This window comes from Streptomyces sp. iso_384 (assembly GCF_056172905.1).
In genome coordinates this window covers 2,800,194-2,822,130 of sequence record NZ_JBWBTT010000001.1, presented here as the reverse complement: position 1 = coordinate 2,822,130, position 21,937 = coordinate 2,800,194, and the positions used below count along the sequence as shown (strand labels likewise).

General features: G+C 72.7%; 21 protein-coding genes and 2 pseudogenes. 6 read left to right on the top strand and 17 right to left on the bottom strand.

Going from position 1 to position 21,937, the window contains the following annotated elements; translation table 11 throughout:
* Window positions 1–11 precede the first annotated feature (11 nt).
* The 5 genes from AC0VY3_RS12480 to infC form a co-directional block, all read right to left on the bottom strand.
* Window positions 12–1,148: a sensor histidine kinase gene (locus tag AC0VY3_RS12480; RefSeq protein ID WP_103507584.1), complete on the bottom strand. Its 1,137-nt coding sequence runs from the start codon at window positions 1,146–1,148 to the stop codon at window positions 12–14.
* Between the two features lie 172 nt (window positions 1,149–1,320).
* A complete protein-coding gene (locus tag AC0VY3_RS12475; protein ID WP_103507583.1) occupies window positions 1,321–2,166 on the bottom strand; it encodes a TrmH family RNA methyltransferase in 846 nt (281 codons plus the stop codon).
* Between the two features lie 117 nt (window positions 2,167–2,283).
* Window positions 2,284–2,667 (bottom strand): 50S ribosomal protein L20, encoded by a 384-nt coding sequence (gene rplT / locus AC0VY3_RS12470; protein WP_003970214.1) that lies wholly within the window; start codon window positions 2,665–2,667, stop codon window positions 2,284–2,286.
* Window positions 2,668–2,774: 107 nt separating this feature from the next.
* Window positions 2,775–2,969 (bottom strand): 50S ribosomal protein L35, encoded by a 195-nt coding sequence (rpmI, locus tag AC0VY3_RS12465; protein ID WP_003970213.1) that lies wholly within the window; start codon window positions 2,967–2,969, stop codon window positions 2,775–2,777.
* A 121-nt stretch (window positions 2,970–3,090) separates the two neighbouring features.
* On the bottom strand, window positions 3,091–3,807 hold the full coding sequence (infC, locus tag AC0VY3_RS12460) for a translation initiation factor IF-3 (RefSeq protein WP_103507614.1): 717 nt from the start codon (window positions 3,805–3,807) through the stop codon (window positions 3,091–3,093).
* Window positions 3,808–4,154: 347 nt separating this feature from the next.
* Here infC and AC0VY3_RS12455 point away from each other — a divergent pair, with 347 nt between their 5' ends.
* Window positions 4,155–4,517 carry a DUF1844 domain-containing protein gene (locus AC0VY3_RS12455; RefSeq protein ID WP_103507582.1) on the top strand — a complete coding sequence of 121 codons (363 nt, stop codon included), beginning with the start codon at window positions 4,155–4,157 and terminating at the stop codon, window positions 4,515–4,517.
* Between the two features lie 85 nt (window positions 4,518–4,602).
* Here the strand turns inward: AC0VY3_RS12455 and AC0VY3_RS12450 are convergent, their stop codons facing one another.
* The 3 genes from AC0VY3_RS12450 to AC0VY3_RS12440 form a co-directional block, all read right to left on the bottom strand.
* Window positions 4,603–5,325 carry an MIP family channel protein gene (locus AC0VY3_RS12450; RefSeq protein WP_242737324.1) on the bottom strand — a complete coding sequence of 241 codons (723 nt, stop codon included), beginning with the start codon at window positions 5,323–5,325 and terminating at the stop codon, window positions 4,603–4,605.
* A gap of 131 nt (window positions 5,326–5,456) precedes the next feature.
* Entirely contained in the window at window positions 5,457–6,185 is a 729-nt protein-coding gene (locus tag AC0VY3_RS12445) for an SseB family protein (protein WP_475549607.1), read from the bottom strand.
* Between the two features lie 69 nt (window positions 6,186–6,254).
* Complete coding sequence (locus AC0VY3_RS12440; RefSeq protein WP_103507613.1) at window positions 6,255–6,830, bottom strand: TetR/AcrR family transcriptional regulator; 576 nt, start codon at window positions 6,828–6,830, stop codon at window positions 6,255–6,257.
* A gap of 126 nt (window positions 6,831–6,956) precedes the next feature.
* Here AC0VY3_RS12440 and AC0VY3_RS12435 point away from each other — a divergent pair, with 126 nt between their 5' ends.
* A complete protein-coding gene (locus AC0VY3_RS12435) occupies window positions 6,957–7,901 on the top strand; it encodes a DMT family transporter (RefSeq protein ID WP_475549606.1) in 945 nt (314 codons plus the stop codon).
* 19 nt (window positions 7,902–7,920) lie between these two features.
* Here the strand turns inward: AC0VY3_RS12435 and mycP are convergent, their stop codons facing one another.
* Window positions 7,921–9,111, bottom strand: coding sequence for a type VII secretion-associated serine protease mycosin (mycP, locus tag AC0VY3_RS12430; protein ID WP_242737318.1), 1,191 nt, complete (start codon window positions 9,109–9,111; stop codon window positions 7,921–7,923).
* Window positions 9,108–10,028: a hypothetical protein gene (locus AC0VY3_RS12425; RefSeq protein WP_475549605.1), complete on the bottom strand. Its 921-nt coding sequence runs from the start codon at window positions 10,026–10,028 to the stop codon at window positions 9,108–9,110. The genes mycP and AC0VY3_RS12425 overlap by 4 nt, the downstream gene beginning before the upstream one ends.
* An 873-nt stretch (window positions 10,029–10,901) precedes the next feature.
* On the opposite strand from AC0VY3_RS12425, the gene AC0VY3_RS12420 reads away from it, so the two are divergent.
* Entirely contained in the window at window positions 10,902–12,104 is a 1,203-nt protein-coding gene (locus AC0VY3_RS12420; protein ID WP_103508014.1) for an amino acid deaminase/aldolase, read from the top strand.
* 28 nt (window positions 12,105–12,132) lie between these two features.
* On the opposite strand, the pseudogene AC0VY3_RS12415 reads toward AC0VY3_RS12420, so the two are convergent.
* From AC0VY3_RS12415 to AC0VY3_RS12405, 3 genes and pseudogenes are all read right to left on the bottom strand, one after another.
* Window positions 12,133–12,270 (bottom strand): annotated as a pseudogene (locus AC0VY3_RS12415) (DUF2510 domain-containing protein); the annotation flags it as partial.
* A 33-nt stretch (window positions 12,271–12,303) separates the two neighbouring features.
* Window positions 12,304–12,366: pseudogene (locus AC0VY3_RS12410) on the bottom strand (hypothetical protein); the annotation flags it as partial.
* Window positions 12,367–12,424: 58 nt separating this feature from the next.
* The gene (locus AC0VY3_RS12405; RefSeq protein ID WP_103508015.1) at window positions 12,425–13,360 is read right to left on the bottom strand and encodes a LysR family transcriptional regulator; all 936 of its coding nucleotides are present in this window, start codon (window positions 13,358–13,360) and stop codon (window positions 12,425–12,427) included.
* A gap of 70 nt (window positions 13,361–13,430) precedes the next feature.
* Here AC0VY3_RS12405 and AC0VY3_RS12400 point away from each other — a divergent pair, with 70 nt between their 5' ends.
* Window positions 13,431–14,618 carry a TDT family transporter gene (locus AC0VY3_RS12400; RefSeq protein ID WP_475549604.1) on the top strand — a complete coding sequence of 396 codons (1,188 nt, stop codon included), beginning with the start codon at window positions 13,431–13,433 and terminating at the stop codon, window positions 14,616–14,618.
* On the opposite strand, the gene AC0VY3_RS12395 is transcribed toward AC0VY3_RS12400, so the two are convergent.
* The 4 genes from AC0VY3_RS12395 to AC0VY3_RS12380 form a co-directional block, all read right to left on the bottom strand.
* Window positions 14,557–15,267 (bottom strand): helical backbone metal receptor, encoded by a 711-nt coding sequence (locus tag AC0VY3_RS12395; RefSeq protein WP_103508017.1) that lies wholly within the window; start codon window positions 15,265–15,267, stop codon window positions 14,557–14,559. The two genes, AC0VY3_RS12400 and AC0VY3_RS12395, sit on opposite strands and share 62 nt — an antisense overlap.
* A gap of 26 nt (window positions 15,268–15,293) precedes the next feature.
* A complete protein-coding gene (locus AC0VY3_RS12390) occupies window positions 15,294–15,839 on the bottom strand; it encodes a helix-turn-helix domain-containing protein (protein WP_103508018.1) in 546 nt (181 codons plus the stop codon).
* Window positions 15,840–16,003: 164 nt separating this feature from the next.
* A complete protein-coding gene (locus AC0VY3_RS12385; protein WP_103508019.1) occupies window positions 16,004–18,628 on the bottom strand; it encodes an ABC transporter permease/substrate binding protein in 2,625 nt (874 codons plus the stop codon).
* The gene (locus AC0VY3_RS12380) at window positions 18,621–19,757 is read right to left on the bottom strand and encodes a quaternary amine ABC transporter ATP-binding protein (protein WP_103508020.1); all 1,137 of its coding nucleotides are present in this window, start codon (window positions 19,755–19,757) and stop codon (window positions 18,621–18,623) included. The genes AC0VY3_RS12385 and AC0VY3_RS12380 overlap by 8 nt, the downstream gene beginning before the upstream one ends.
* A gap of 260 nt (window positions 19,758–20,017) precedes the next feature.
* Here AC0VY3_RS12380 and AC0VY3_RS12375 point away from each other — a divergent pair, with 260 nt between their 5' ends.
* Together AC0VY3_RS12375 and AC0VY3_RS12370 are read left to right on the top strand one after the other, a co-directional pair.
* Window positions 20,018–20,926, top strand: a complete 909-nt coding sequence (locus AC0VY3_RS12375; RefSeq protein ID WP_475551663.1) for a 5'-3' exonuclease — start codon at window positions 20,018–20,020, stop codon at window positions 20,924–20,926.
* A gap of 106 nt (window positions 20,927–21,032) precedes the next feature.
* Window positions 21,033–21,884 (top strand): siderophore-interacting protein, encoded by an 852-nt coding sequence (locus AC0VY3_RS12370; protein ID WP_103508022.1) that lies wholly within the window; start codon window positions 21,033–21,035, stop codon window positions 21,882–21,884.
* Window positions 21,885–21,937: the final 53 nt, after the last annotated feature.

Genomic DNA, 21,937 nt, shown 5'->3' with positions numbered 1-21,937 from the left:
CTGTGGGCTGCTCACACCAGGTAGGCGGGCATGCTCACAGGCAGAATAAATCGGAACTCGGCCCCGCCGCCGGGCCCCCGGTCGACGGTGATCGTGCCGCCGTGGGCCTCGACGATGCCCTTGACGATGTAGAGGCCCAGGCCCGTGCCGCCGCGCTTGCTCCCCCGCCAGAAGCGGGTGAAGACACGGCCCATCGACTCCTCGGGGATGCCGGGGCCTTCGTCGCTCACGGTGACAGCCGTTCCCATCTCGTCGCACGCACCCGGCGCGGGTGCGGGGGCGATCTCAATGGTGACGGTTCCCTCGCCGTGGCGCACCGCGTTTTCGAGGAGGTTCCCGAGGACCTGGTCGACCTTGTCGGGGTCGGCCCACAGGTCGGGCAGCGGTCCACGGGTGCGGACGAGGAAGCGCTCGGGGGCCTGGCCGCCCGTGATGAGCGCCTGGATGTGCCGGGCCACGGCGGCGGAGACGTCGACGGGCTGGCGGCGCAGCTCCAGGCGTCCGGAGTCGATCCGGGAGATGTCGAGCAGTTCGGCGATGAGCCGGGTCACCCGGCCCGCGTCGGCGTCGACCGTCTCCAGCATCAGCCGCTTCTGATCGTCGGTGAACCTCTCCCATTTGGCGAGCAGGGTGGCGGTGAACCCCTTGACGGAGGTCAGCGGGGAGCGCAGCTCGTGGGCGACGGTGGCGATCAGCTCGGCGTGGCTGCGTTCGGTACGACGGCGGGCCTCGGTGCCGCGCAGGGACACGACCACCCGGCGCACCGGGCCGGTCGGCCGCTCGCGTACGTAGCGGGCGGAGACCAGGACCTCACGGCCGCCGGGCAGCAGCAGATTGCGCTCGGGCTGGCCGCCCCGGGTGGCGAGTCCGCCGTACGGGTCGGTCAGCGCCCACCAGCGCTTGCCCTTGAGGTCCTCCAGCGGGAGGGCGGCCTCCAGGGGGCGGCCGATCGCTTCGGCGCGCGGGGTGGCGGTGATGCGGGCGGCGGCGGCGTTGAAGCAGATGACGTGCCCGCTCTCGTCGGCGACGACGAGACCGTCGGGAAGGTCGTCCGGGTCGATGCCGGCGCCGAGGCCGTCCGGCTCCTCGCCCGCAGCGCGTGGTGCGGTGCTGTGCGCCGGTCGCGGCGAGCTCATGCCGACAGCCATCTTCCCGTATCCCCACCTCTCGAACCGGTGCAGTGGGCCCCCGAGTTCGTCACCCTACTAGGCGGTGGTGAACCGGCGACACCCTGTGGGGGCGCGGAGAGGAGTGCGCCGGTGGCAGGGGCGCGGGAATGGCCGGGATCGTGTGCTGACCGGCCGCGGGAACGGCGCGGTGTTACGCGTCGGGGGCGCGCCGCGGCCGCTGCGCGCGGGCGGAGGCGTACAGGCAGACGGCGGCGGCGGTGGCGAGGTTGAGGCTCTCGGCCTTGCCGTGGATGGGGACGCGGACGACGGCGTCGGCGAGCGCCCGGGTCTCCTCGGGGAGCCCCCAGGCCTCGTTGCCGAAGACCCAGGCGGTGGGGGTGCCCATGGTGCCGGCGTCCAGTTCGTCGTCCAGGTCGTCGGCGCCCGCGCCGTCGGCGGCGAGGATGCGCACCCCGGCGTCCCGCAGGCCCTGCACGGCCTGTTCGACGGGGACGCCGACGGCGACGGGCAGGTGGTAGAGCGAACCGACCGAGGCGCGTACGGACTTGGGGTTGTAGAGGTCGACCGAGGCGTCGGTCAGGATCACCGCGTCCGCGCCGGCGGCGTCCGCGCAGCGCAGTACCGTACCGGCGTTCCCGGGGTCGCGGACATTGGCCAGAACGGCCACCAGGGTGGGTTTGGCGGCGAGGATCTCCTGGAACGGGGTGTCCAGGAAGCGGCAGACGCCGATGAGGCCCTGCGGAGTGACGGTCTGCGAGACGTCGGCGAGGACGTCGTCCCCGGCCAGATGCACCCGGGCCCCCGCCGAGTGGGCGGCCTCGACGATGTCGGCGTAGCGGTCGGCGGCCTCGGGGGTGGCGAACAGCTCGATGAGGGTCGGCTCCCCGTCGCCGCCCCGGTGGGCGGCGGCCTCGCGGACGGCCTGGGGCCCCTCGGCGATGAACCTGCGCTCCTTGCCGCGGAAGTTGCGGCGGGCCAGCCGGCGGGCGGCGGCGACACGCGGGGAGCGCGGGGAGATCAGTTCGGGGGTGCCCATGGTCGGCGGGAGGCCTCTCTGCGTACGGCGGTGGGGGTCAGCGGCAACGCACCGGACCCGCAGGCGGCGGGCGCCTGCGGGTCCGGTTCACGTACTGCCTGGAAGGCGGGGCCTGGATCAGGCGGCCTTCGGGGCGTTGACGTCGCTCGGGAGGGCCTTCTGAGCGACCTCGACGAGGGCGGCGAACGCGTTGGCGTCGTTGACCGCGAGCTCGGCCAGGATCTTGCGGTCCACCTCGATGTTGGCGGCCTTCAGACCCTGGATGAGGCGGTTGTACGTCATGCCGTTCTGGCGGGCAGCGGCGTTGATGCGCTGGATCCACAGCTGACGGAAGTCGCCCTTGCGCTTCTTGCGGTCGTTGTAGTTGTAGACCAGGGAGTGGGTGACCTGCTCCTTGGCCTTGCGGTACAGACGCGAGCGCTGACCGCGGTAGCCGCTGGCGGCTTCGAGGATCGCCCGGCGCTTCTTGTGGGCGTTGACTGCCCGCTTGACGCGTGCCACTTGTTAACTCCTTGTAGCGGGGCCGTGGGTGTCTTCACACGGCCCGGAAACGAATTGGTCCCGGTGTGATCGAGGTCGTGCCTCCGGGGCGAGCCGGAGGCCGAGCCTCACTTGCCGAGAAGCTTCTTGATCTTCTTGGCGTCGGCCGGAGCCACGACGACCGTGCCGGTCAGCGAGCGGGTCTTCTTGGACGACTTGTGCTCGAGCAGGTGGCGCTTGCCGGCCCTCTCGCGGAGCACCTTGCCGGAGCCGGTGATCTTGAAGCGCTTGCTGGCACCGCTGTGCGTCTTGTTCTTCGGCATCGCGCCGTTCTCTCCTCGTCAGTGGCGCCCCTCACGGTGCGGGGCACCGGACTGCAGGGGCGTCAGATCTCTATGGGATTCCGGGATGACCCGGGGGCGCCTGGATGGCGGCCCCCGGAGGTCACGCCTCGGAAGGTGTCTCGGCCGGAGCCTCGGCCGCTGCGGCCGGAGCCTCAGCGGTCTCGTCCTCGGACGGTGCGTCGGTCGTGCCCTGACGCTCCGCCTTGCGGGCGGCCTGGGCCTCGCGGGCCTCGGCCATGGCTTCGGTCTTCTTCTTGTGCGGGCCCAGAACCATGATCATGTTCCGGCCGTCCTGCTTCGGGTTGGACTCGATGAAGCCCAGGTCCTCCACGTCCGAAGCGAGACGCTGGAGCAGTCGGAAGCCCAGTTCGGGGCGGGACTGCTCACGACCACGGAACATGATCGTGATCTTGACCTTGTCGCCCTGCTTGAGGAACCGGACGACGTGACCCTTCTTGGTGTCATAGTCGTGCGGGTCGATCTTCGGCCGGAGCTTCATCTCCTTGATGACCGTGTGCGCCTGGTTCTTGCGCGCCTCACGGGCCTTCATGGCCGACTCGTACTTGAACTTCCCGTAGTCCATGAGCTTGCACACGGGCGGACGGGCTGTCGCCGCCACCTCGACCAGGTCGAGGTCGTACTCCTGTGCGAGTTCCAGGGCCTTGGCAAGCGGAACAATCCCGACCTGCTCGCCACTGGGACCGACAAGTCGGACCTCGGGAACGCGAATCCGGTCGTTGATGCGGGGCTCGGCGCTGATGGATCCTCCTCGGTAGCACCACGCGACCGCCTGGCGGACAGCCGCGTAACGTCTTATAACGTCAAGACCAACCGAGCCGGAACGACAAAAATGCCCCGGACGGGACACAGGCGGGGCTCCATGAACTACCGGAGCACCGCCGCGGTCAGCCGCGGGGCGCATCGGGCGGCTCCATCGTCCGTACGGAACGATGGGGACCGCCTGACCGGTGACCCGCCGTCCCGTGAGGACGGCCAGGTGGGAGATCGGAGCCTCCACTTGTGGGCCGGGCACATAGATGTCCGGCCGGTCGTTACACAAGGTTAGCAGCCCGGTCCCGGGTGCGCTAATCCTGCGTCCGCTCCGGCCCCCCGGCCGCCTCCCCGCGCGCGGGAGGGCGGTGGCCTGGCCTTATCGTGTGGGGCATGAGTGACGCGACCCCCAGCAGTGAGAACCCCGGCTTCGACGACATGGCCCGCGACATCGCGGAGGTCCCCGCGGTCGAGGTGATCGTGACGGTCGCCGTCAACCTGATGAGCGCAGCCGCCGTGAAGCTCGGCCTCACGGAGGAGGGCGAGGACCACAAGGACCTCGACGAGGCCCGCAAGCTGGTCCACGCCCTGGCCGGACTGCTGGACGCGAGCACCACGGAGATCAGCACCTTCCACGCCTCGCCGCTGCGCGACGGCCTGAAGTCGCTCCAGCTCGCCTTCCGCGAGGCCTCGCTGGTGCCGGACGAGCCCGGCCAGGGCCCCGGCGAGAAGTACACCGGCCCGGTCTACGGCTAGCCGCCACCCTCCCCCGTACGCCGAGGAGCCCGCCGTCCCCCCGTGGGGCGGCGGGCTCCCGCGCGTGTGCGGGCCGGAAGGTTCCTCAGACCACGGCTCCGGTCTCTTCGGGCTCTTCGGGCAGCACGTTGGGGAAGGGGTGGGTGAGCCGGTGGGCGTAGGCGGCGATCACTCCGCCGACCAGGGGCGCGACGAGGAACAGCCAGAGCTGGGAGAGGGCCGCGCCGCCCGCGAAGAGCGCCGGGCCGAGGCTGCGCGCCGGGTTGACCGAGGTGCCGGTCAGCGGGATGCCCACCAGGTGGATCGCGGCGAGCGCCAGGCCGATGGGCAGTCCGTCGAAGCCGGTGACCGCCACTTTGTGGGTCACCGCGAGGACGACGTAGACGAGCAGGAAGGTGAGCACCACCTCGGCGAGGAACGCGCCGCCGATGTTGATGCCGACGGCCGACCGGTCGCCGTAGCCGTTGGTGCCGAACTCGCCGCTGGTCTCAAGCCCCGGGATCTGCTTGGCCAGCAGGAACAGCAGGGCCGCGCCGACGATCGCGCCGAGGATCTGGGCCACCCAGCGCTCGACGGCCGCACGGAGGTCGATCCGGCCGGCCATCAGCATGCCCAGCGTAACCGCGGGGTTGACATGACAGCCGGAGATCGGGCCGAGCGCGTAGGCGAGCGCGAGGAGGGTGAAGCCGAAGGTGAGGGCGATGCCCACCGTGCCGAGATATTCGACGGCGACCACCGCGGACCCCACGGCGAAGAACACCAGCAGCAGGGTGCCGAGGAACTCTGACGCCACGATCCGCGTCTTCATGCAACCACCTCGCGAGCTCGGTCGATCGGCCGGATCTCTCCGGATTCCCGATCATTCTCACGGCGGTGGGCGCTTCACGCTCGTCGGGCCGGGGCGGCGGGGGCGGGCCGGACCCGGCCGCCCCGGACGCGTCAGCGGACGAAGAGGGGCTCTCCCGGGGTGGCCGTGCCGGCCGGGAGAAGGGCCAGGTCCAGGCCGTTCACCAGCCGGGCCCGCAGCACCTCGCTGACCGCCAGCGCACCGGCGATGCGGCGGGCCGCCTCGGCGGGCACCGCGTCCGGGGCGAGGACCAGGGCGAGGGTGCCGTCCGCACTGCCGGGCCCGAGGTGGGCGCGGACCACGGCGGGGTCGGCGGCCACGGTCTCCCGTACGGCCTCGATGACGGCGGGGTCCTGGAGCGGGTCGGTGGAGGTGCGGTTCTCGGCGAGGGCCAGGAGCGCCTGCCCGCTCAGCTCGAAGGCGACGGGCCCGGCGAGGTCCAGCACGACGGTGTCGGCCTTCTCGTGGGCGGCGGCCTGGAGCGCCTGGTGCAGCGGTACGGCGACGGGGCGGGCCTCCGGGTCCCAGAGCGCCAGCGAGGCGGTCGAGGTGAAGGCGGGCAGCGCGCGCCGGTCGCCGGCCCGGAGGGTGGGCACGGCCATGTCGCTGGTCTTCTCGCGCCTGAGCCCCTTCTCGTCCTCCTCGACCTCGCCGAGGACGGCGACGACGGGGACCAGGAGCCGGGCGCCCTGGAGGGCCGCGAGGACCGGGCCGACGGCGCTCCGGTCCCGGGACCAGGCGTCCAGGGCCCTGGTCAGGGCGGGGGACGCCGAGCCGTCGTCGTCGGAGAAACCGGGGTCCGGAATGTTCTTGAGCTCCACGGGACGAGGGTAGTGCCTGGCTCCTCGCGGCCTGCCCGCAGGTGGCGGGTGACCGGCGGGGTCCAAGCCTCACCGCCCGATGGCGGCCCCGGCCAGCAGGGCGTGCGCCTCGTCGCGGGCGTGGGCGACGGCGTCGGGGAAGACCTTCAGCCCGTGGGCGACCAGGGCCCCTTCGTGCAGCAGCATGAGCGTACGGCCCAGGCGGTCCGCGGCGTCGGGGCCGATGCCGTCGGCATCCTGGACGAGCCCGGTGAACAGCTCCAGCATCCACCGCTTCTGTCCGGTGATGACCGCGTGCGCCGGGTGGGCCGGGTCGCTGATCTCGGCGTGGGCGTTGACCATGCTGCAGCCCTTGGAGCCGTGGTCCGCCATCCAGGCGCGCGAGGCGTCGAAGACCGCCAGGATCCGTGCGGCCGGGGCGGCCGGGGCGGCGTCGAGGCGCTCGGCGAGGAAGGCGCGCCAGCGTTCGTCGCGGCCGGCGAGGTACTCCACGACGATCTGCTCCTTGGAGCCGAAGCGGTCGTAGAGCGTCTTCTTGGTCACCCCGGCCTCGGCGGCGATCAGGTCCACCCCGACGGCATGGATGCCCCGCTCGTAGAACAGCCGCTCGGCCGCCGCCAGGGCCCGCCGCGCGGCAGGCGTCATGGCGATCCGCCGCGGCTCGTTCGAAGCGCCCATGCCCGTTTCTCTGCCCGTACCCATGGCGATGAGTATACCGATCTGTATAGTCGAGAGCGGGTATACCGATCTGTATAGCGAGGTGCGCGCGTCATGAACGTCCTGCTTCCGGTCGCCTTCGTGCTGTGCTGGAGTTCCGGGTTCATCGGGGCGAAGCTCGGCGCCGGGAGCGCGTCCGCGCTCACGATCCTGATGTGGCGGTTCCTGCCGCTGACGGTCGTCCTGGCCGCGGTCGCCGTGACCGTGGCACGGGCCTCCTGGCGGGGCCTGGGCGTACGGGACGTGGCCCGGCAGACCGTGATCGGCGCGCTGTCGCAGAGCGGCTATCTGCTGACCGTCTACTACGCGATCCAGCTCGGGGTCTCGACGGGCACCACGGCCCTGATCGACGGGGTCCAGCCGCTGGTGGCGGGGGCACTGGCCGGACCGCTGCTGCGCCAGTACGTCACCGCCCGGCAGTGGCTCGGCCTGTGCCTGGGGGTGAGCGGGGTCGCCGTGGTCACGCTGGCCGACGCCTCGGCCGCCGCCGGGGTGGCCTGGTGGGCCTACGCCCTGCCGTTCGTCGGCATGCTGGCGCTGGTGGCCGCCACATTCCTGGAGAGCCGTTCGCCCGTCCGGGTGGCCCCTTCGGTCTCCCTGACCGTCCACTGCGCCGCCAGCACCGTGATCTTCACCGCGCTCGCCGTCGGCACCGGGAGCGCGCTGCCGCCCGCCGAGCTCGCGTTCTGGGGTGCGGTCGGCTGGCTCGTGGTGCTGTCCACCTTCGGCGGGTACGGGCTGTACTGGCTGATCCTCAGGCGCTCGGGCGTCACCGCGGTCAACACGCTCATGTTCCTGATGGCCCCGGTCACGGCGGTCTGGGGCGCCCTGATGTTCGGGGAGCCGTTCGGCCTCCGGACCGCGCTCGGCCTGGCGCTGGGTCTGGTGGCGGTGGTCGTGGTGCGGCGCGGGGCCGGTCCGCACGGCGACGGGCCTGCCGGGGAGCCGGAGCCGGGCTCGCGCGACAGGGCGGAAGCCCTGCCCGGGGCGAGGCGGTGAGGCCGCGGTCCGGGCGGGCTCAGCGGCGGCCGGAGGCGTTCCGGCCGCGCCACAGGACGACGGCGGCCGCCAGCAGCACCGCGCCGAGGCCGCCGGCGAGCGGAGCCGCCCAGTTGACCGTTCCGTCAGCGACCGGGGCCGGGTCCGGGCCGTCGCCGAAGTAGCGCCCGCGGTGTCCGGCCGGGGCGGCCTTGGCGTCCAGGTCGCCCACGTCGGCCGGGCGCAGCCGGGAGCCCGCCTCGATGGCCTCCGCCGGGTCGACGATGCCGTAGCCGCGGGCGTCGTCGCGGCCCTGGGCGGGGGCGTCGCGGGCGGTGTCGGCGAGCAGCTTCTTGATCTGGGCCGGGCCGAGACCGGGGTGGGCGGCCCGGACCAGGGCGACCGCGCCGGAGACGAACGCGGCGGCTGCCGAGGTGCCCCACTCGATGTAGTAGTGCCCGTCCGGGTTGGCGACCACGATGTCGACGCCGGGGGCGCTGACCGTGGCGTACCAGCGGCGGGTGGAGAACGAGGCGTGGGTGCCGTACTCGTCGACGGCGGCGACCGCGATCACTCCGGGGTACGCGGCGGGGTAGGAGATCCTGTCCCCCTTCTCGCCGCCGTTGCCCGCCGATGCGACCACGGGGATGCCCTTGGACAGGGCGTACTGGATGGCCTCGTCCTCGCCGGGGTCGGGGTGGGCGGACTTGCTGTCGTCGCCCAGCGAGAGGTTGATGACGTCCGCGCCGTTGTCGGCGGCCCAGCGGATGCCGTCGGCGAGGGCGGTGCCGCGCGACTTGCGGGCCTTGGCGCGGGCCGGGTCCTTGGACTCCAGGATCACCCGGACCGGCAGGATCCGGGCCTCGGGGGCGATGCCGAGGATGCCGTCGGCGCGCCCGGGTCCGTTGCCGCGTCCGGCGATGATGCCGGCCATCGCGGTGCCGTGCAGGGCCCAGGAGGAGTCGCCCCGGGCCGCGCCGAAGCCCACGAGGTCCTTGCCGGGGAGCACCTGGCCCGTCAGGTCGGGGTGGGCGTCGTCGACCCCGGTGTCCAGGACGGCGACGGTGACGCCCTGCCCCCGGGTGGTCTGCCAGGCCCGGTCCGTGTGCAGGGCCTTCAGGGCCCACTGCTGGTCGCGGATGGCGTCCGCCTGGGCCGGTGCGGCGGGCGTGAGGGCCAGGACGGCGGCGGCGCAGACCGCGGCGAGGACGCGGTGGGGTCGTCGGGTCATCCGGGCTGCTCCGTGAGTTCGGCGACGGCTGTGCGCAGTCCGCGCTCCACCCGGTCCGCGACGCCCTTCGCCTCGTGGCCGAGCCCGGCCTGGGCGATGTCCGTCGCCGCGCCCGGTGCCATGGCGTCGGGTGCGGGCTGCGGTTCGGCGACGGGGCGGCCGTCCGCGAAGCCGGAGACGGCGAGGACGACCACCGGGATCTCGGTGAGCGGGTTGACCGTCCAGCTGGCGCGCTGCTTGTCGCCGAAGGAGGCGGCGGCGGTGCCCTCGGGGGCGTACGTACGCGGCATGAGGTCCTTGCGCGCGCCGAGCTTCTGCTCGGTGAACCGGGTGCGCAGGGCCTGCATGCCCGGCGCGTCGGCCTCGGTGAAGACCAGGGACACGGTGGTGACGGCGGAGCGGGTGGCGTCGGTGTAGGTGGCGCGCACCAGCCGTTCGCAGCCGACGGACCGGAGCGTGGTCAGGAGCAGCGGGTCGAGTCCGGCGGTGCAGGTGCTGTCGGCGGCGACGGCGAGCCGGGTCCAGGTGCGGTGGGTGCCGCCTGGGCCCGCGCCCCTGCCTTGCAGGGTGCGCGGGAACAGCGTGTCGACGGGGACGCCGTGCCAGGCGTCACGGGCGGTGGTGTACGGGTTCCGGGTGGTCTCGGCCGAGGAGTCGCCGGTCAGCCAGGCTCCGGTGGCCGCCCCGCCGATCAGCCCGAGCCCGAGCACGACGCAGGCGGCGGCCGCGACGGTACGCCACCGCTGCCGGGGCCGGACGGGCCGCAGCCGGGTGGTGGTCTCGGCGGGTGTCTCCGGGTAGCCGTAGCGGACCGGCGCCCGGTAGCCGCCGGGGGGCGGCGGCACGGCTCCCGGCGCGGGCGTCAGGTCGACGGCCCCGACGGGCCTGCGCCGGGTGACGGGAGACGTCGGACTCACGGTGGGCGCCGCGGGGTGTGCGGGGCTTGCGGATGGCGGTACGGGTGCGGTTGCGGGCACGGGCCGCCGGCCGGGCTGATCCGGCGGGGCCGTCCAGGCGGACGTGGCCGCTGGGGTCTGCGGGGCGGAGGTCGCCGACGGGGCCGGGCGGGCGGGTGAGGCCTGCGGGGCTCGCGGGACCGACGGGGCGGACCTGGCCTGCAGGGTGAAGTGGGCCGGCGGGCCCTGCGGGGCCGGTGCGGCGGAACGGGCCGGAGTGGCCTGCTGGGCCGGGCGGAACGGTGAGGCATGTGGGGCCTGCGCGGCACCCGGGGCGGAGGCAGCCGAAGCTCCCGGACGGGTCGGCGGGCCCTGCGGGGCCGGTGCGGCCGGAGAGGTCTGCCGGGCCGGGGCTGGGGCCGGTGAGGGGGCCGACGGACCGGTCGCTTCCCGTACGGGCCGGGCGGCGGGAGCCGACGGAGCGGTCGCGCCCTGCGGGGCCTGAGCCGCCGGGCGGGCCGGGGGCGCGGTCGCGGGGGCCGGAGGCACAGAGGCGGGCGCTGCCGGTGCCGAAGCGCGCGCCGGAGGTGCGGAAGCGGGAGCCGCGGGCGGAGGAACGGAGACCGTCGGAGGGGCCGCGGGTGGGGCCGTCTCAGGGGTGGTCGGGCGGGGCGGCACAGGGGCGGGCTGCGCTTCGGTACTCATCCGGCCCCCTGCTCACACGTCCTCGTACCGACCACGGATCACCGCCGCTGACAGGCCCGTTGGTGCTCGCGTGCAGGTCACTCTACGGGCTGCGGGCGGGCGGCGGGGAACAGGATGCCCCGGTCGGCGGGGGATCTGTCCTGATCGTCCCCCTACCCAGCCGTAGCGGCTCTCTGGCAAGCTGCGGCCATGACTGCCCGTGCCGCTGACCGGACCCGGTACAACCGGGCCACCGCCCATCTCGACGCCCCGATCGCGATCGTCGATCTGGACGCGTTCGACGCCAACGCCGACGATCTGGTGCGGCGGGCGGGCGGGAAGCCGGTCCGGGTGGCCAGTAAGTCCGTGCGGTGCCGGGCGCTGCTGGAGCGGGTGCTCGCGCGGCCCGGGTTCGCCGGGATCATGTCGTACACGCTGGCGGAGTCGCTGTGGCTGGCCCGGGCCGGGTTCGACGACGTGCTGCTCGCCTATCCGTCGGCGGACCGGGGCGCGTTCGCCGAGCTGGCCGCCGATCCGAAGCTGGCCGGGGCCGTGACCGTGATGGTCGACGACCACGCCCAGCTGGAGCTGATCGACGCCTCCCGGGCGGGCGGTCAGGAGGAGATCCGGGTCTGCCTGGAGCTGGACACCTCGCTGCGGATGCTGGGCGGCCGGGTGCGGATCGGGGCGCTGCGCTCGCCGCTCCGCTCCCCCGCGCAACTCGCCGAGCTGGCCCGTTCGGTGGCCCGCAGGCCGGGCTTCCGGCTGGTGGGGCTGATGGCGTACGAGGGGCATGTCGCCGGGGTCGGCGACGCGCTGGCGGGGCGGCCGCTGCGGTCCCGGGCGATCCGGCTGATGCAGTCGGCCGCCCGCAAGGAGCTGGCGGTGCGCCGGGCCGAGGTGGTGCGGGCCGTCCGGGCGGTCGTGCCGGATCTGGAGTTCGTGAACGGCGGTGGCACCGGCAGTGTGCAGCACACCGCCGCCGAGACCGCGGTGACGGAGATCGCGGCCGGTTCGGGGCTGTACGTGCCCCGGCTGTTCGACAACTACACGTCGTTCACCGGCCGCCCGGCCGCCCTGTTCGCCCAGCCCGTGGTGCGCCGGCCCGGCGTGGGCGTGGTGACGGTGCTCGGGGGCGGCTATCCGGCGTCCGGCGCGGCCGGTGCGGACCGCTCGCCGGTGCCGTATCTGCCGGAGGGGCTGCGCTACGACGCGCAGGAGGGCGCGGGCGAGGTGCAGACGCCGCTGCTGGGCTCCCCCGCCGACGACCTGCTGATCGGCGACAAGGTCTGGTTCCGGCACGCCAAGGCCGGGGAGCTGTGCGAGCGCTTCGACGCGCTGCACCTGATCGAGGGCGACCGGGTCACGGCGAGCGTTCCGACGTACCGGGGCGAGGGGCAGACCTTCCTCTGACCGGCTCCCCCGGCGGCCACGGCAGCGGTCAGGGGCCGACGGAGGCGCCCACGCCGCCGCTCGTCGCGCTGTCGCCGAGCGGGCGGATGCCCTTGGTGATCGTGTCCATCAGCGAGAGCGGCAGGTCGTCGACGCCGGCGTCGAAGGCGAACCGGACGATCACCGGGATCGTGTGCGCGGTCCAGGCCGTGCCGTCCCACCAGCGCTCGGTGCCGGGTGCGCCCGTGTCCGGATACCAGCCGGGCGGCGTCGCGTAGCTCATGCCCACACTCTAGGGTCCGGCTCCGACCCGGTCGCGGGGGTTCCCGGCCTTCTCCGGGTCAGGCGTCCCGGCCGGTCAGGGACAGCAGATCGCGGGCCGGTCCGGTGGGGCGGTGGCCGCCGGGCCAGACGGCGCGCAGCTGGCGGCGCAGCCGTACGCCCGCGACGGGCACCTTGATGAGGCGGCGGGCGGACAGCTCCTCGCCGAGGGCCAGTTCGCTCAGGACGCAGGGGCCCGCGCCGCTCTCCGCCGCGCCCTTGACCGCCGTGGTGGAGGAGAGTTCCAGCAAGGGCTGGGACAGTCCGCCGTGCACGGCGAGCGCGGCGTCCAGGACCTGCCGGGTGCCGGAGCCGTGCTCGCGCAGGATCAGCGGGGTGGCGGCGAGTTCGCCGGGCAGCAGCGGGGTGCGGCGGCGGGCCCAGGGGTGGCTGGGGGCGACCACGACGACGAGGCGGTCGTGGGCGATGACGGTGCCGTCGAGGCCTTCCGGTATCGACAGGCCCTCGACGAAGCCGAGGTCGGCCTCGCCGGTGATCAGTCGGCGGGCGACGGCGGCGGAGTTGCCGACGAGCAGCGAGACCGCGGTGTCCGGCCGCTCCCCGCGCAGGGCGATCAGCCAGCCCGGCAGCAGGTATTCGGCGATCGTCATGCTGGCGGCGACCCGCAGCCGGGAGTCGCGGCGGTCGCGCAGCGCCTGGGTGCCCGCGTCGAAGGCCTCGGCCGCCTCGACGACCCGGCGCGCCCAGTCGGTGACCAGCGCGCCCGCGTCGGTGAGCCGGGACCCGCGCGGGGAGCGGTCCAGCAGGGCGACGCCGAGTTGGCGTTCCATGGACCGGACGCGGCTGGAGGCGGCGGGCTGGGTGATGCCGACGTCCTTGGCGGCCCGGCCGAGGCTGCCGTGCCGGGCGACGGCGAGCAGCAGTTCCATCGCCCCGAGGTCGGGTACCCGGTGGGACAGCGGGATGTGCGGTGCGTGTGCGTCGTCGCCGGTCATCAAGCCAGCTTATGACCTCATAGGAACGGGGTCCCTGGTGGGCGGGGGCGCCGCCGCGAAGAATCGTGGCATGGCCATCTTTTCGCAGACCCGGACCCCCGTACCGCCCTTTCCCGCCGCTCTTCCCCCGCGGGGAGCGGACGACCGGCCGGGCGGACGGCGGCTGCCGTCCCTGCGGCACATCGGCCCGAACTGGTACGCGAGCGTGATGGGCACCGCGATCGTCGCGAGCGCCGGCGCGGTGCTGCCGGTGGACGTTCCGGGTCTGCGCGCCGTGTGCACCCTCGTGTGGGCGCTGTCGGCCGTGATGCTGGTGGCCGTGCTCACCGCGCGGGCCGGGCACTGGCTCTGCCACCGCGACCAGGCCCGCACCCATCTGCTGGACCCGGCCGTCGCCCCGTTCTACGGCTGTCTGTCGATGGCGCTGATGGCCGTCGGCGGGGCCACGCTGACGGTGGGCGTGGACGTGGTGGGTGCGCGGGCGGCGCTCGCGGTGGACGTGGTGCTGTTCGTGGCGGGTACGGCGGTGGGGCTGGTCGCGGCGGTGGTGGTGCCGTATCTGATGGTCGTACGCCACCGTCCCGCGCCCGGGACCGCGTCGCCGGTCTGGCTGCTGCCGCTGGTCGCGCCGATGGTGTCCGCCTCGCAGGGCGCGCTGCTGGTGCCGCACCTCGGGGCCGGGCAGGGGCGTGAGGCGCTGCTGCTGGCCTGCTACGCGATGTTCGGTCTGTCGTTGCTGGCCACGCTGGTGGTGCTGCCGCTGGTCTTCTCGCGGCTGGTCCACCACGGTCCGCTGCCGCTCGCGCTGACCCCGACGCTGTTTCTGGTGCTGGGGCCGCTCGGGCAGTCGACGACCGCCGTGAACCAGCTGGCCGATGTGGCTCCGGGGGCGGTCGGGGCTCCCTACGCCTCCGCGTTCGGCGCGTTCGCCGTGCTGTACGGGGTGCCGGTGATGGGTTTCGCGCTGCTGTGGCTGGCTCTGGCGACCGCGATGGTGGTGCGGGCCGCGCGGCACGGGATGGGGTTCGCGATGACGTGGTGGGCGTTCACCTTCCCCGTCGGTACGTGTGTGACGGGCGCGGCGGGTCTGGCGTGGCACACCGGTCTGGACGCCCTGACGTGGCTGGCGGTGGCGCTGTACGTGTTCCTGGTGGTGGCCTGGGCGGCGGCCGGGACGCGGACGGCGCGCGGGCTGCTCAGCGGAGCGCTGACGGCAGCACCCGTGCCGCCTCGGCCAGCGACGGCCCGTACCAGGTGAGCAGCCGCCCGTCGACGAGTGCGGCGGGCAGGGCGGGGAAGGCTTCCGGCCCGTCGTCCGCGGTGAAGCGGTAGGGCTCGTCGGGCAGCACGATCAGCTCGGCCCCGGAGGCGTTCAGTTCGTCGAGCGGGATGCGCGGGTAGCGCTCGCGGTGGTCGGCGTAGACGTTGCGGATGCCGAGGCGGGCGAGGAGGTCGCCGGCGAAGGTGTCGTGGCCGAGCACCATCCAGGGCCGGCGCCAGATCGGTACGGCGGCGGGGCGCGGGTTCCCGGCGGGCACGGGCAGGGCGGCCCAGGCGGCCTCGGCCTCCTCCAGCCAGCGGGGCCGGGCGAGCCCGCAGCCGTCGACGAGGACGCGGTGGAGTTCGGCGAAGGCCTGGTCCAGCGTGCGGACCTCGGTGACCAGGACGTCGATGCCGGCGGCCCGGAGCGCGTCGAGGTCGGGGGCCCGGTTCTCCTCCTCGTTGGCGATCACGAGGTCGGGGGCGAGGGCGGTGATCGCGGCCACGTCCGGGTTCTTGGTGCCGCCGATCCGGGCGGCGGCGAGGTCTGCCGGGTGGGTGCACCAGTCGGTGACGCCGACGAGCAGTCCGGGCGCGGTGGCGGCGACGGCCTCGGTGAGCGAGGGGACCAGGGAGACGACGCGCACGGAACGCCTTTCGGAAGGGTCGGGGCTCAGCGGCGCGAGTCGAAGGTGGCGTCGATGTGCTCGGCCACCGAGACGACGAGCAGCCGGGTGCCGGGCACGGTGGCGCGCCAGCGGTGGCGGACCCCGCCGGAGAGGAACAGGGTGTCGCCGCTCTCCAGCCGGTGCACCTGGCCCTCGGCCTCGACGTCGACCGCGCCCGCGACGACGTACATCAGTTCGTCGTTGCGGTGCTGGAACTCGCGCCCGAGGTCCGGCTCGCCGGTGAACTCCAGGGCGCTGAGCTGATGCCGGCCGCGCACCAGCCGGCGTACGCCCTCGCCTTCCTCGGCCCGGACGACGTCCACGGCGCGCGCGGAGTCGGCGGCGGCGTGGAGCTTCTCGGTCGTGGTCTCCAGCGCTTCGGCGACCCGGTCGAGGGAGCGGGCACTGGGGCGGGCCCGTTCGTTCTCGATCTGGCTGAGGAAGGGCACGGAGAGCCCGCTGCGCTCGGCGACCGCGGCCAGGGTGAGGCCGAGGCTTCTGCGCCGTCGGCGGACGGCGGCGCCCACCCGTGGTGTGTCCTTGTCGTCCATGTCCCAGCTCCCTCCCGCCCCCGCCATCCTCCCGGTTGTCAGCACCTTACGCACATGGTTGCGCACGACGTCCGGTAAACGACCTCCGGGCAGCCGGAAGGGGTGGCCCCGCCCGACGGCGGGGGCCACCCCTTTCGACCTGTGCTTTCGTGCCCGTGGAGCCCCTACTGGGGTGCCATGGTGTCCGCGATGCCCGGGTTCTCGTCCATCCAGGCCTTCACGGCTTCCTCCTCGTGACCCGCGCCGCGCTTCTGGATCTCGTTCTCCAGTCCGCCGAGCTGCTTCTCGGTGAGCTTGAAGTCCTTGAACCACTTCGTGAGCTGCGGGTACTGCTTCGGGAACTCCTTGGAGGCGATGGTGTGCAGCCGGTCGCCGTCACCGAACGCCTTCTTCGGGTCCTTCAGCTTGGTCATGCCGTACTCGTTGTACGCCCAGTGCGGGGTCCACAGCAGGACCGCGATGGGCTCCTTCTTGGCGTACGCGCGCTTCAGCTCGGCGAGCATGCCGGGCGTGGAGGAGTCGAGGACCTCGTACTCCTTGTCCAGGCCGTACTGCGGCAGGACGTTCGTCTTGAGGTTCTCCATGGTGGCGGTGCCGGGCTCGATGCCGACGATCCGGCCCTTGAAGTCGGAGCCCTTGCCCTTGAGGTCGTCGAGGGTCTTGACGTCCTTGACGTAGTCGGGGACGGCCACCTCGATGGAGGTGGGCCCGTACCAGGAGCCGAGGTCCGTCAGCTTGTCGCCGTACTTGTCCCAGTAATTCTTCTGGGTGTACGGGAGCCAGCCGTCGAACTGCACGTCGATCTGGCCGCGCGACATCGCCGCGTACATCGGGCCGACCTCGAACTGCTTGAGGTTGATCTTGTAGCCGCGCTCCTCCAGGACCGCCTTCCACAGGTACGTGGCGGCGATGTCCTCCTCCCAGGGGAACCAGGCGACCTCCAGCGCGCGGTCACGCTCGTCCTTGCCGCCGGCGGCCTTGGCGTCCTTCGGGACCGGGGACCACTTGTCGGCGACGCCCGGGTTGGCCTTCAGCCAGGTGCGGACGGCTTCCTGCTCCTTGCCCGAGCCGGACTTCTGGATCTCGGCTTCCAGGCTGGTGAGCTGGTCCTCGGTCATCTTGAAGTTCTTCAGCCACGTGCCGACCTCGGGGTTCTCCTGGGAGAAGCCCTTGCGCGCCAGGGTGTGGATGCCGTCGCCCTTGCCCCAGAGACCCTTGGGGTCCTTGAGCTTGGTGAGGTCGTACTGGTTGTAGGCCCAGTGCGGCGACCAGAGCGGAACGACGATCGGTTCCTTCTTGGCGTACGCGCGCTTGAGCTCGGCCAGCATGGACGGCGTGGAGCCGTCGATGAGCTTGTACTCCTTGTCGAGGCCGTAGCCCGGCAGGAGCTTGTCCTTGAGCAGCGCGGTCTCGCCGGCGCTCGGCTCGATGCCGACGATGCGGCCCTTGAACTCGGAGGCCCGGCCCTTCAGGTCCTCCATGGACGTGACGTCCTTCATGTAGGACGGGACGGCCAGCTCCAGCGAGGTGGGGCCGAACCAGGAGCCCATGTCCTCCAGGTCGTCCTGGTACTTCTCCCAGTAGCTGGCGTGGGTGACCGGCAGCCAGGAGTCGGTCTGGAAGTCGATCTGCCCGTTGGCCATACCGGTGTACAGCGCGCCGGCCTCGTACTGCTTGACGTCGACCTCGAAGCCGCGCTGCTCCAGCATCTCCTTCCAGAGGAAGGTGGAGGCGATGCCCTCGTCCCACGGGATGTAGCCGATGCTGATCTTCTTGCCGTCGCCGATCAGCGTGCTCTTGCCCGCGGTGTCGTCCTTGGAACCGCCGCCGAAGAGGCTCATGCTGCCCGCGACGAGCGCGAGGACGACGATGCCGACGGCCGCGACACGGGGCTGCGGGCGGTAGGTCCAGATCTTCCAGCCCTCGGCCATGGCCTGGGCCTTGGCGACCGCGCGGCGGCCCAGCGGGGAGACCTCGGTGCCCAGCGCGCCGGTCATCCGGTCCAGGTACATGGCGAGGATGACGATGGAGATGCCCGCCTCGAAGCCGAGGCCGACGTCGACGTTGCCGATGGCGCGGTAGACGGAGCCGCCGAGGCCGCCGCCGCCGACCATGCCCGCGATGACGACCATGGAGAGGCCGAGCATGATGACCTGGTTGATTCCGGCCATGATCGTGGGCAGGGCGAGCGGCAGCTGGACGCGCAGCAGGGTGTTGCGCGAGGTGGTGCCGAAGGCCTCGGCCGCCTCGACGAGTTCGCCGTCGACCTGGCGGATGCCGAGTTCGGTCATCCGGACGCCCGGGGGCAGCGCGAAGATGATGGTGGCGATGATGCCGGGGACCACGCCGACGCCGAAGAAGATGACGCCGGGGATCAGGTAGACCATGGCGGGCATGGTCTGCATGAAGTCCAGGACCGGCCGGGTGATCGCGCTGACCGTCCGGGACCGGGAGGCCCAGATGCCCAGCGGTACGGCGATGAGCAGGGTGACGAGCGTCGCGACGAGCACCAGGGTGAGGGTGTCCATCGCCTCGTCCCACAGCTCGACGGAGTCGATGAGGGCGAAGCCGACGAAGGTGAGCAGGGCCGCGGGCAGGCCGCGCAGCCACCACGCGATGACGGCGACGATGCCCGCGAAGAGCAGCGGCGCGGGGGCGGACAGGACGGCGGCTATGCCGTCGAACATGCCGCTGACGAGCGAGCTGATGGCGTCGAAGAGCCAGGCGAGATGGGTCTGCAGCCAGTCGACCGCGGAGTCGACCCATTCGCCGAGGGGGAGTCTAAACACCGGCCACCTTCTTCACGTCGGCGCCGGCCGCGGCCGCGGTGTCGCGGGGGGCCTCGGCCGGGGTCATCGGCTCGCCGAGGACGGCGAGCAGCCGGGAGCCGGGGACGACGCCGACGAGCTTGCCCTCGGCGTCGGTCACGGCGACCGGGTTCGTGCTCTGCGAGCAGGGCGTGAACAGGTCGATGATCGGTGTGGCCTCGGAGACCGTGGCGGGGGCCGCGGCGAGCACGTCCTGCGGGGTACGCATCTCCTTGCCGTCCGCGGCCTTGCTGCCCATCACCGTGTGCGGCTCGGCCATGATCGCGCTCGCGGTGAGCACCCGGGAGCGGTCGACGTCCTGGGTGAAGGAGGCGACGTAGTCGCTGGCCGGGGTGACGAGGATGTCCTCGGCGGTGCCGAGCTGGACGATCTCCCCGTCGCGCATCACGGCGATCCGGTCACCCAGGCGCATGGCCTCGTTGAGGTCGTGGGTGATGAAGACGATGGTCTTCTTCAGCCGCTTCTGGAGCTCCAGGAGCTGGTCCTGCATGTCACGGCGGATCAGCGGGTCGAGCGCGCTGAAGGACTCGTCCATGAGCAGCAGGTCGGCGTCGGTGGCCAGGGCGCGGGCGAGGCCCACGCGCTGCTGCATACCGCCGGACAGCTCGTCGGGCCAGGACTTCTCCCAGCCTTCGAGGCCGGTGAGCCGCAGCGCCTCGGCGGCGCGCACCTCGCGCTCCTCGCGCGAGACGCCCTGCACCTCCAGGCCGTACGCGGCGTTCTCCAGGACGCTCCGGTGGGGGAAGAGCGCGAAGTGCTGGAACACCATGCTGATCTTGGTGGAGCGGACGTGCCGCAGGTCGCGGGGGCTCAGGGCGGTGAGGTCCTGGCCGTCGAACAGCACGCGGCCCGCGGTCGGCTCCAGCAGTCCGTTCAGCATGCGGAGCAGGGTGGACTTGCCCGAGCCGGACAACCCCATGACGACGAAGATCTGACCCGGCTCCACGCTGAACGAGGCGTCGATCACCGCGGCAGTCGTTCCGTCGGCACGCAACTCGTCGCGGTCGGAGCCGTTCTCGAGCTTCCGCACGGCTTCATCGGGTCGTCTGCCGAAGACTTTGTACAAGTGTTCGGCTTGCAGCCTGGACACATACACCTCACGCGTTGAACCGAAAAACGGTCTGCCACCCCCTCCGGCAGACCGTGGAGCAATGCGGGTTCTGTCCGCGTGGCACATGCACTAGTTGAAAATGCGACGTGGTCCGCTCCGGTGGCGCGCCTGCCCGCACTTACGCAACCCAAACGCGACCGTGACCCAGGTCACTGACCTGCGACGAAGCGGAAGCAAGCGGTTACCCGGAGCGACTGTGGGTGCGGTGGGGCATCATCGGGTCTGTGACGCGACGCCTGATGCTCCTCGACACCGCCTCCCTGTACTTCCGCGCCTACTTCGGCGTGCCCGACTCGGTCCGCGCACCGGACGGGACGCCCGTGAACGCCGTGCGCGGCCTCCTCGACTTCATCGGCCGCCTGGTGCTCGACCACCGGCCGGACGAGCTGGTCGCCTGCTGGGACAACGACTGGCGTCCGCAGTGGCGGGTCGACCTGATCCCGACGTACAAGGCGCACCGGGTCGCCGAGGAGACGCCCGCCGGACAGACCGACGAGGAGGAGATCCCCGACACGCTGTCCCCGCAGGTCCCGATCATCGAGGACGTGCTGGCGGCGCTCGGCATCGCCCGGGTCGGCGTCACGCCGTACGAGGCGGACGACATCATCGGCACGCTCACCGCGCGCGCGAAGGGCCCGGTGGACATCGTCACCGGCGACCGCGATCTGTATCAGCTGGTCGACGACGCCCGTCGGGTGCGCGTGCTCTACCCGCTCAAGGGCGTCGGCACGCTCCAGGCGACCGACGAGGCGTGGCTGCGCGAGAAGTACGGCGTGGACGGCGCGGGCTACGTCGATCTGGCGCTGCTCCGCGGCGACCCGAGCGACGGACTCCCGGGCGTCCCCGGCATCGGCGAGAAGACGGCGGCGAAGCTGCTGGACGCGTACGGCGACCTCGACGGGATCATGGCGGCGGTGGACGACCCGAAGGCGAAGCTGACCCCGTCGCAGCGCAAGCGGCTGGACGAGTCGCGCGCCTATGTGGCCGTCGCGCCGAAGGTGGTCCGGGTGGCCGGGGACGTACCGCTGCCGGACTTCGACGCGACGCTGCCGCGCGAGCCGCACGACCCGGCCGCGCTGGAGGCGCTGGCTGAGCAGTGGGGGCTGGGCGGAGCGCTTCAGCGACTGCTGACCGTCCTTCAGCACTGAGGCGTCGAACGGGGCGCCGGACGAAGCGCTGGACACGGCGCCGACCAAGACGCCGGACGAGGTGCTAACTTAGGTATACCTAAGTCTTCGAACCAGGGAGTACCTCGTGGCAGAGCGGCCGGCCCGGCAGGGACCCAAGGCCCAGGGGGCGCAGGTCGTGCGCACCGAGCAGATCACCCCGCACATGGTGCGGGTGGTCCTCGGCGGCGAAGGTCTCGCGGACTTCACCCTCTCCGGCTTCACCGACCACTACATCAAGCTGTGCTTCGCGCCCGAGGGCGCGGACTACGCGCACCCGTTCGACATGGCCACCATCCGCGAGGAGTATCCGCGCGAGCTGTGGCCCACCACCCGTACGTACACGGTGCGTTCCTGGGACCCGGTCGCCCGGGAGATGGCCGTCGACTTCGTCGTGCACGGCGACGAGGGCCTCGCGGGACCGTGGGCGCAGCGGGCACAGGTCGGCGAGCAGGTGACCTTCCTCGGCCCCGGCGGCGGTTACGGACCGGACGCCTCGGCGGACTGGCATCTGCTGGTCGGCGACGAGAGCGCGCTGCCGGCCGTCGCCGCGGCGCTGGAGCAGATGCCGACGGGCGCGGTGGTGCACGCCTTCGTCGAGGTGCCGGACGCCTCGGAGGAGCAGAAGATCGTGACGCCCGACGGGGTGGCCGTGACCTGGCTGCACCGCGGTGACCGGCCGGTCGGCGAGCTGCTGACGGCCGCCGTGAAGGGGCTGGACTTCCCCGGGGGCCAGGTCCAGGCCTTCGTACACGGGGAGGCGGGCTTCGTGAAGGAGATCCGCCGGTATCTGCGCGTGGAGCGCGAGATCCCGCTGTCGCAGCTGTCGATCTCGGGCTACTGGCGTCTCGGCCAGAACGACGACGCCTGGCGCGCCGTGAAGCGCGAGTGGAACGAGCAGGTGGAGCGCGAGCAGGAGAGCGGCACGACCGCCGCCTGAGCCCCGCCCGCCCCTCCGCGCGGCCGCACCTGGAGCGACCGCCCGGCGAGCAG

What these genes read in the sequence shown, in the direction of transcription:
- AC0VY3_RS12450 (WP_242737324.1), bottom strand. Translation starts at nt 5,325, where the DNA reads ATGAAGACGCGGATCGTGGCGTCAGAGTTCCTCGGCACCCTGCTGCTG.
- AC0VY3_RS12405 (WP_103508015.1), bottom strand. Translation starts at nt 13,360, where the DNA reads ATGACCGGCGACGACGCACACGCACCGCACATCCCGCTGTCCCACCGG.
- AC0VY3_RS12475 (WP_103507583.1), bottom strand. Translation starts at nt 2,166, where the DNA reads ATGGGCACCCCCGAACTGATCTCCCCGCGCTCCCCGCGTGTCGCCGCC.
- AC0VY3_RS12480 (WP_103507584.1), bottom strand. Translation starts at nt 1,148, where the DNA reads ATGGCTGTCGGCATGAGCTCGCCGCGACCGGCGCACAGCACCGCACCA.
- AC0VY3_RS12390 (WP_103508018.1), bottom strand. Translation starts at nt 15,839, where the DNA reads ATGGACGACAAGGACACACCACGGGTGGGCGCCGCCGTCCGCCGACGG.
- AC0VY3_RS12375 (WP_475551663.1), top strand. Translation starts at nt 20,018, where the DNA reads ATGCTCCTCGACACCGCCTCCCTGTACTTCCGCGCCTACTTCGGCGTG.
- AC0VY3_RS12435 (WP_475549606.1), top strand. Translation starts at nt 6,957, where the DNA reads ATGAACGTCCTGCTTCCGGTCGCCTTCGTGCTGTGCTGGAGTTCCGGG.
- rpmI (WP_003970213.1), bottom strand. Translation starts at nt 2,969, where the DNA reads ATGCCGAAGAACAAGACGCACAGCGGTGCCAGCAAGCGCTTCAAGATC.
- AC0VY3_RS12440 (WP_103507613.1), bottom strand. Translation starts at nt 6,830, where the DNA reads ATGACGCCTGCCGCGCGGCGGGCCCTGGCGGCGGCCGAGCGGCTGTTC.
- AC0VY3_RS12420 (WP_103508014.1), top strand. Translation starts at nt 10,902, where the DNA reads ATGACTGCCCGTGCCGCTGACCGGACCCGGTACAACCGGGCCACCGCC.
- AC0VY3_RS12400 (WP_475549604.1), top strand. Translation starts at nt 13,431, where the DNA reads ATGGCCATCTTTTCGCAGACCCGGACCCCCGTACCGCCCTTTCCCGCC.
- AC0VY3_RS12455 (WP_103507582.1), top strand. Translation starts at nt 4,155, where the DNA reads ATGAGTGACGCGACCCCCAGCAGTGAGAACCCCGGCTTCGACGACATG.
- mycP (WP_242737318.1), bottom strand. Translation starts at nt 9,111, where the DNA reads ATGACCCGACGACCCCACCGCGTCCTCGCCGCGGTCTGCGCCGCCGCC.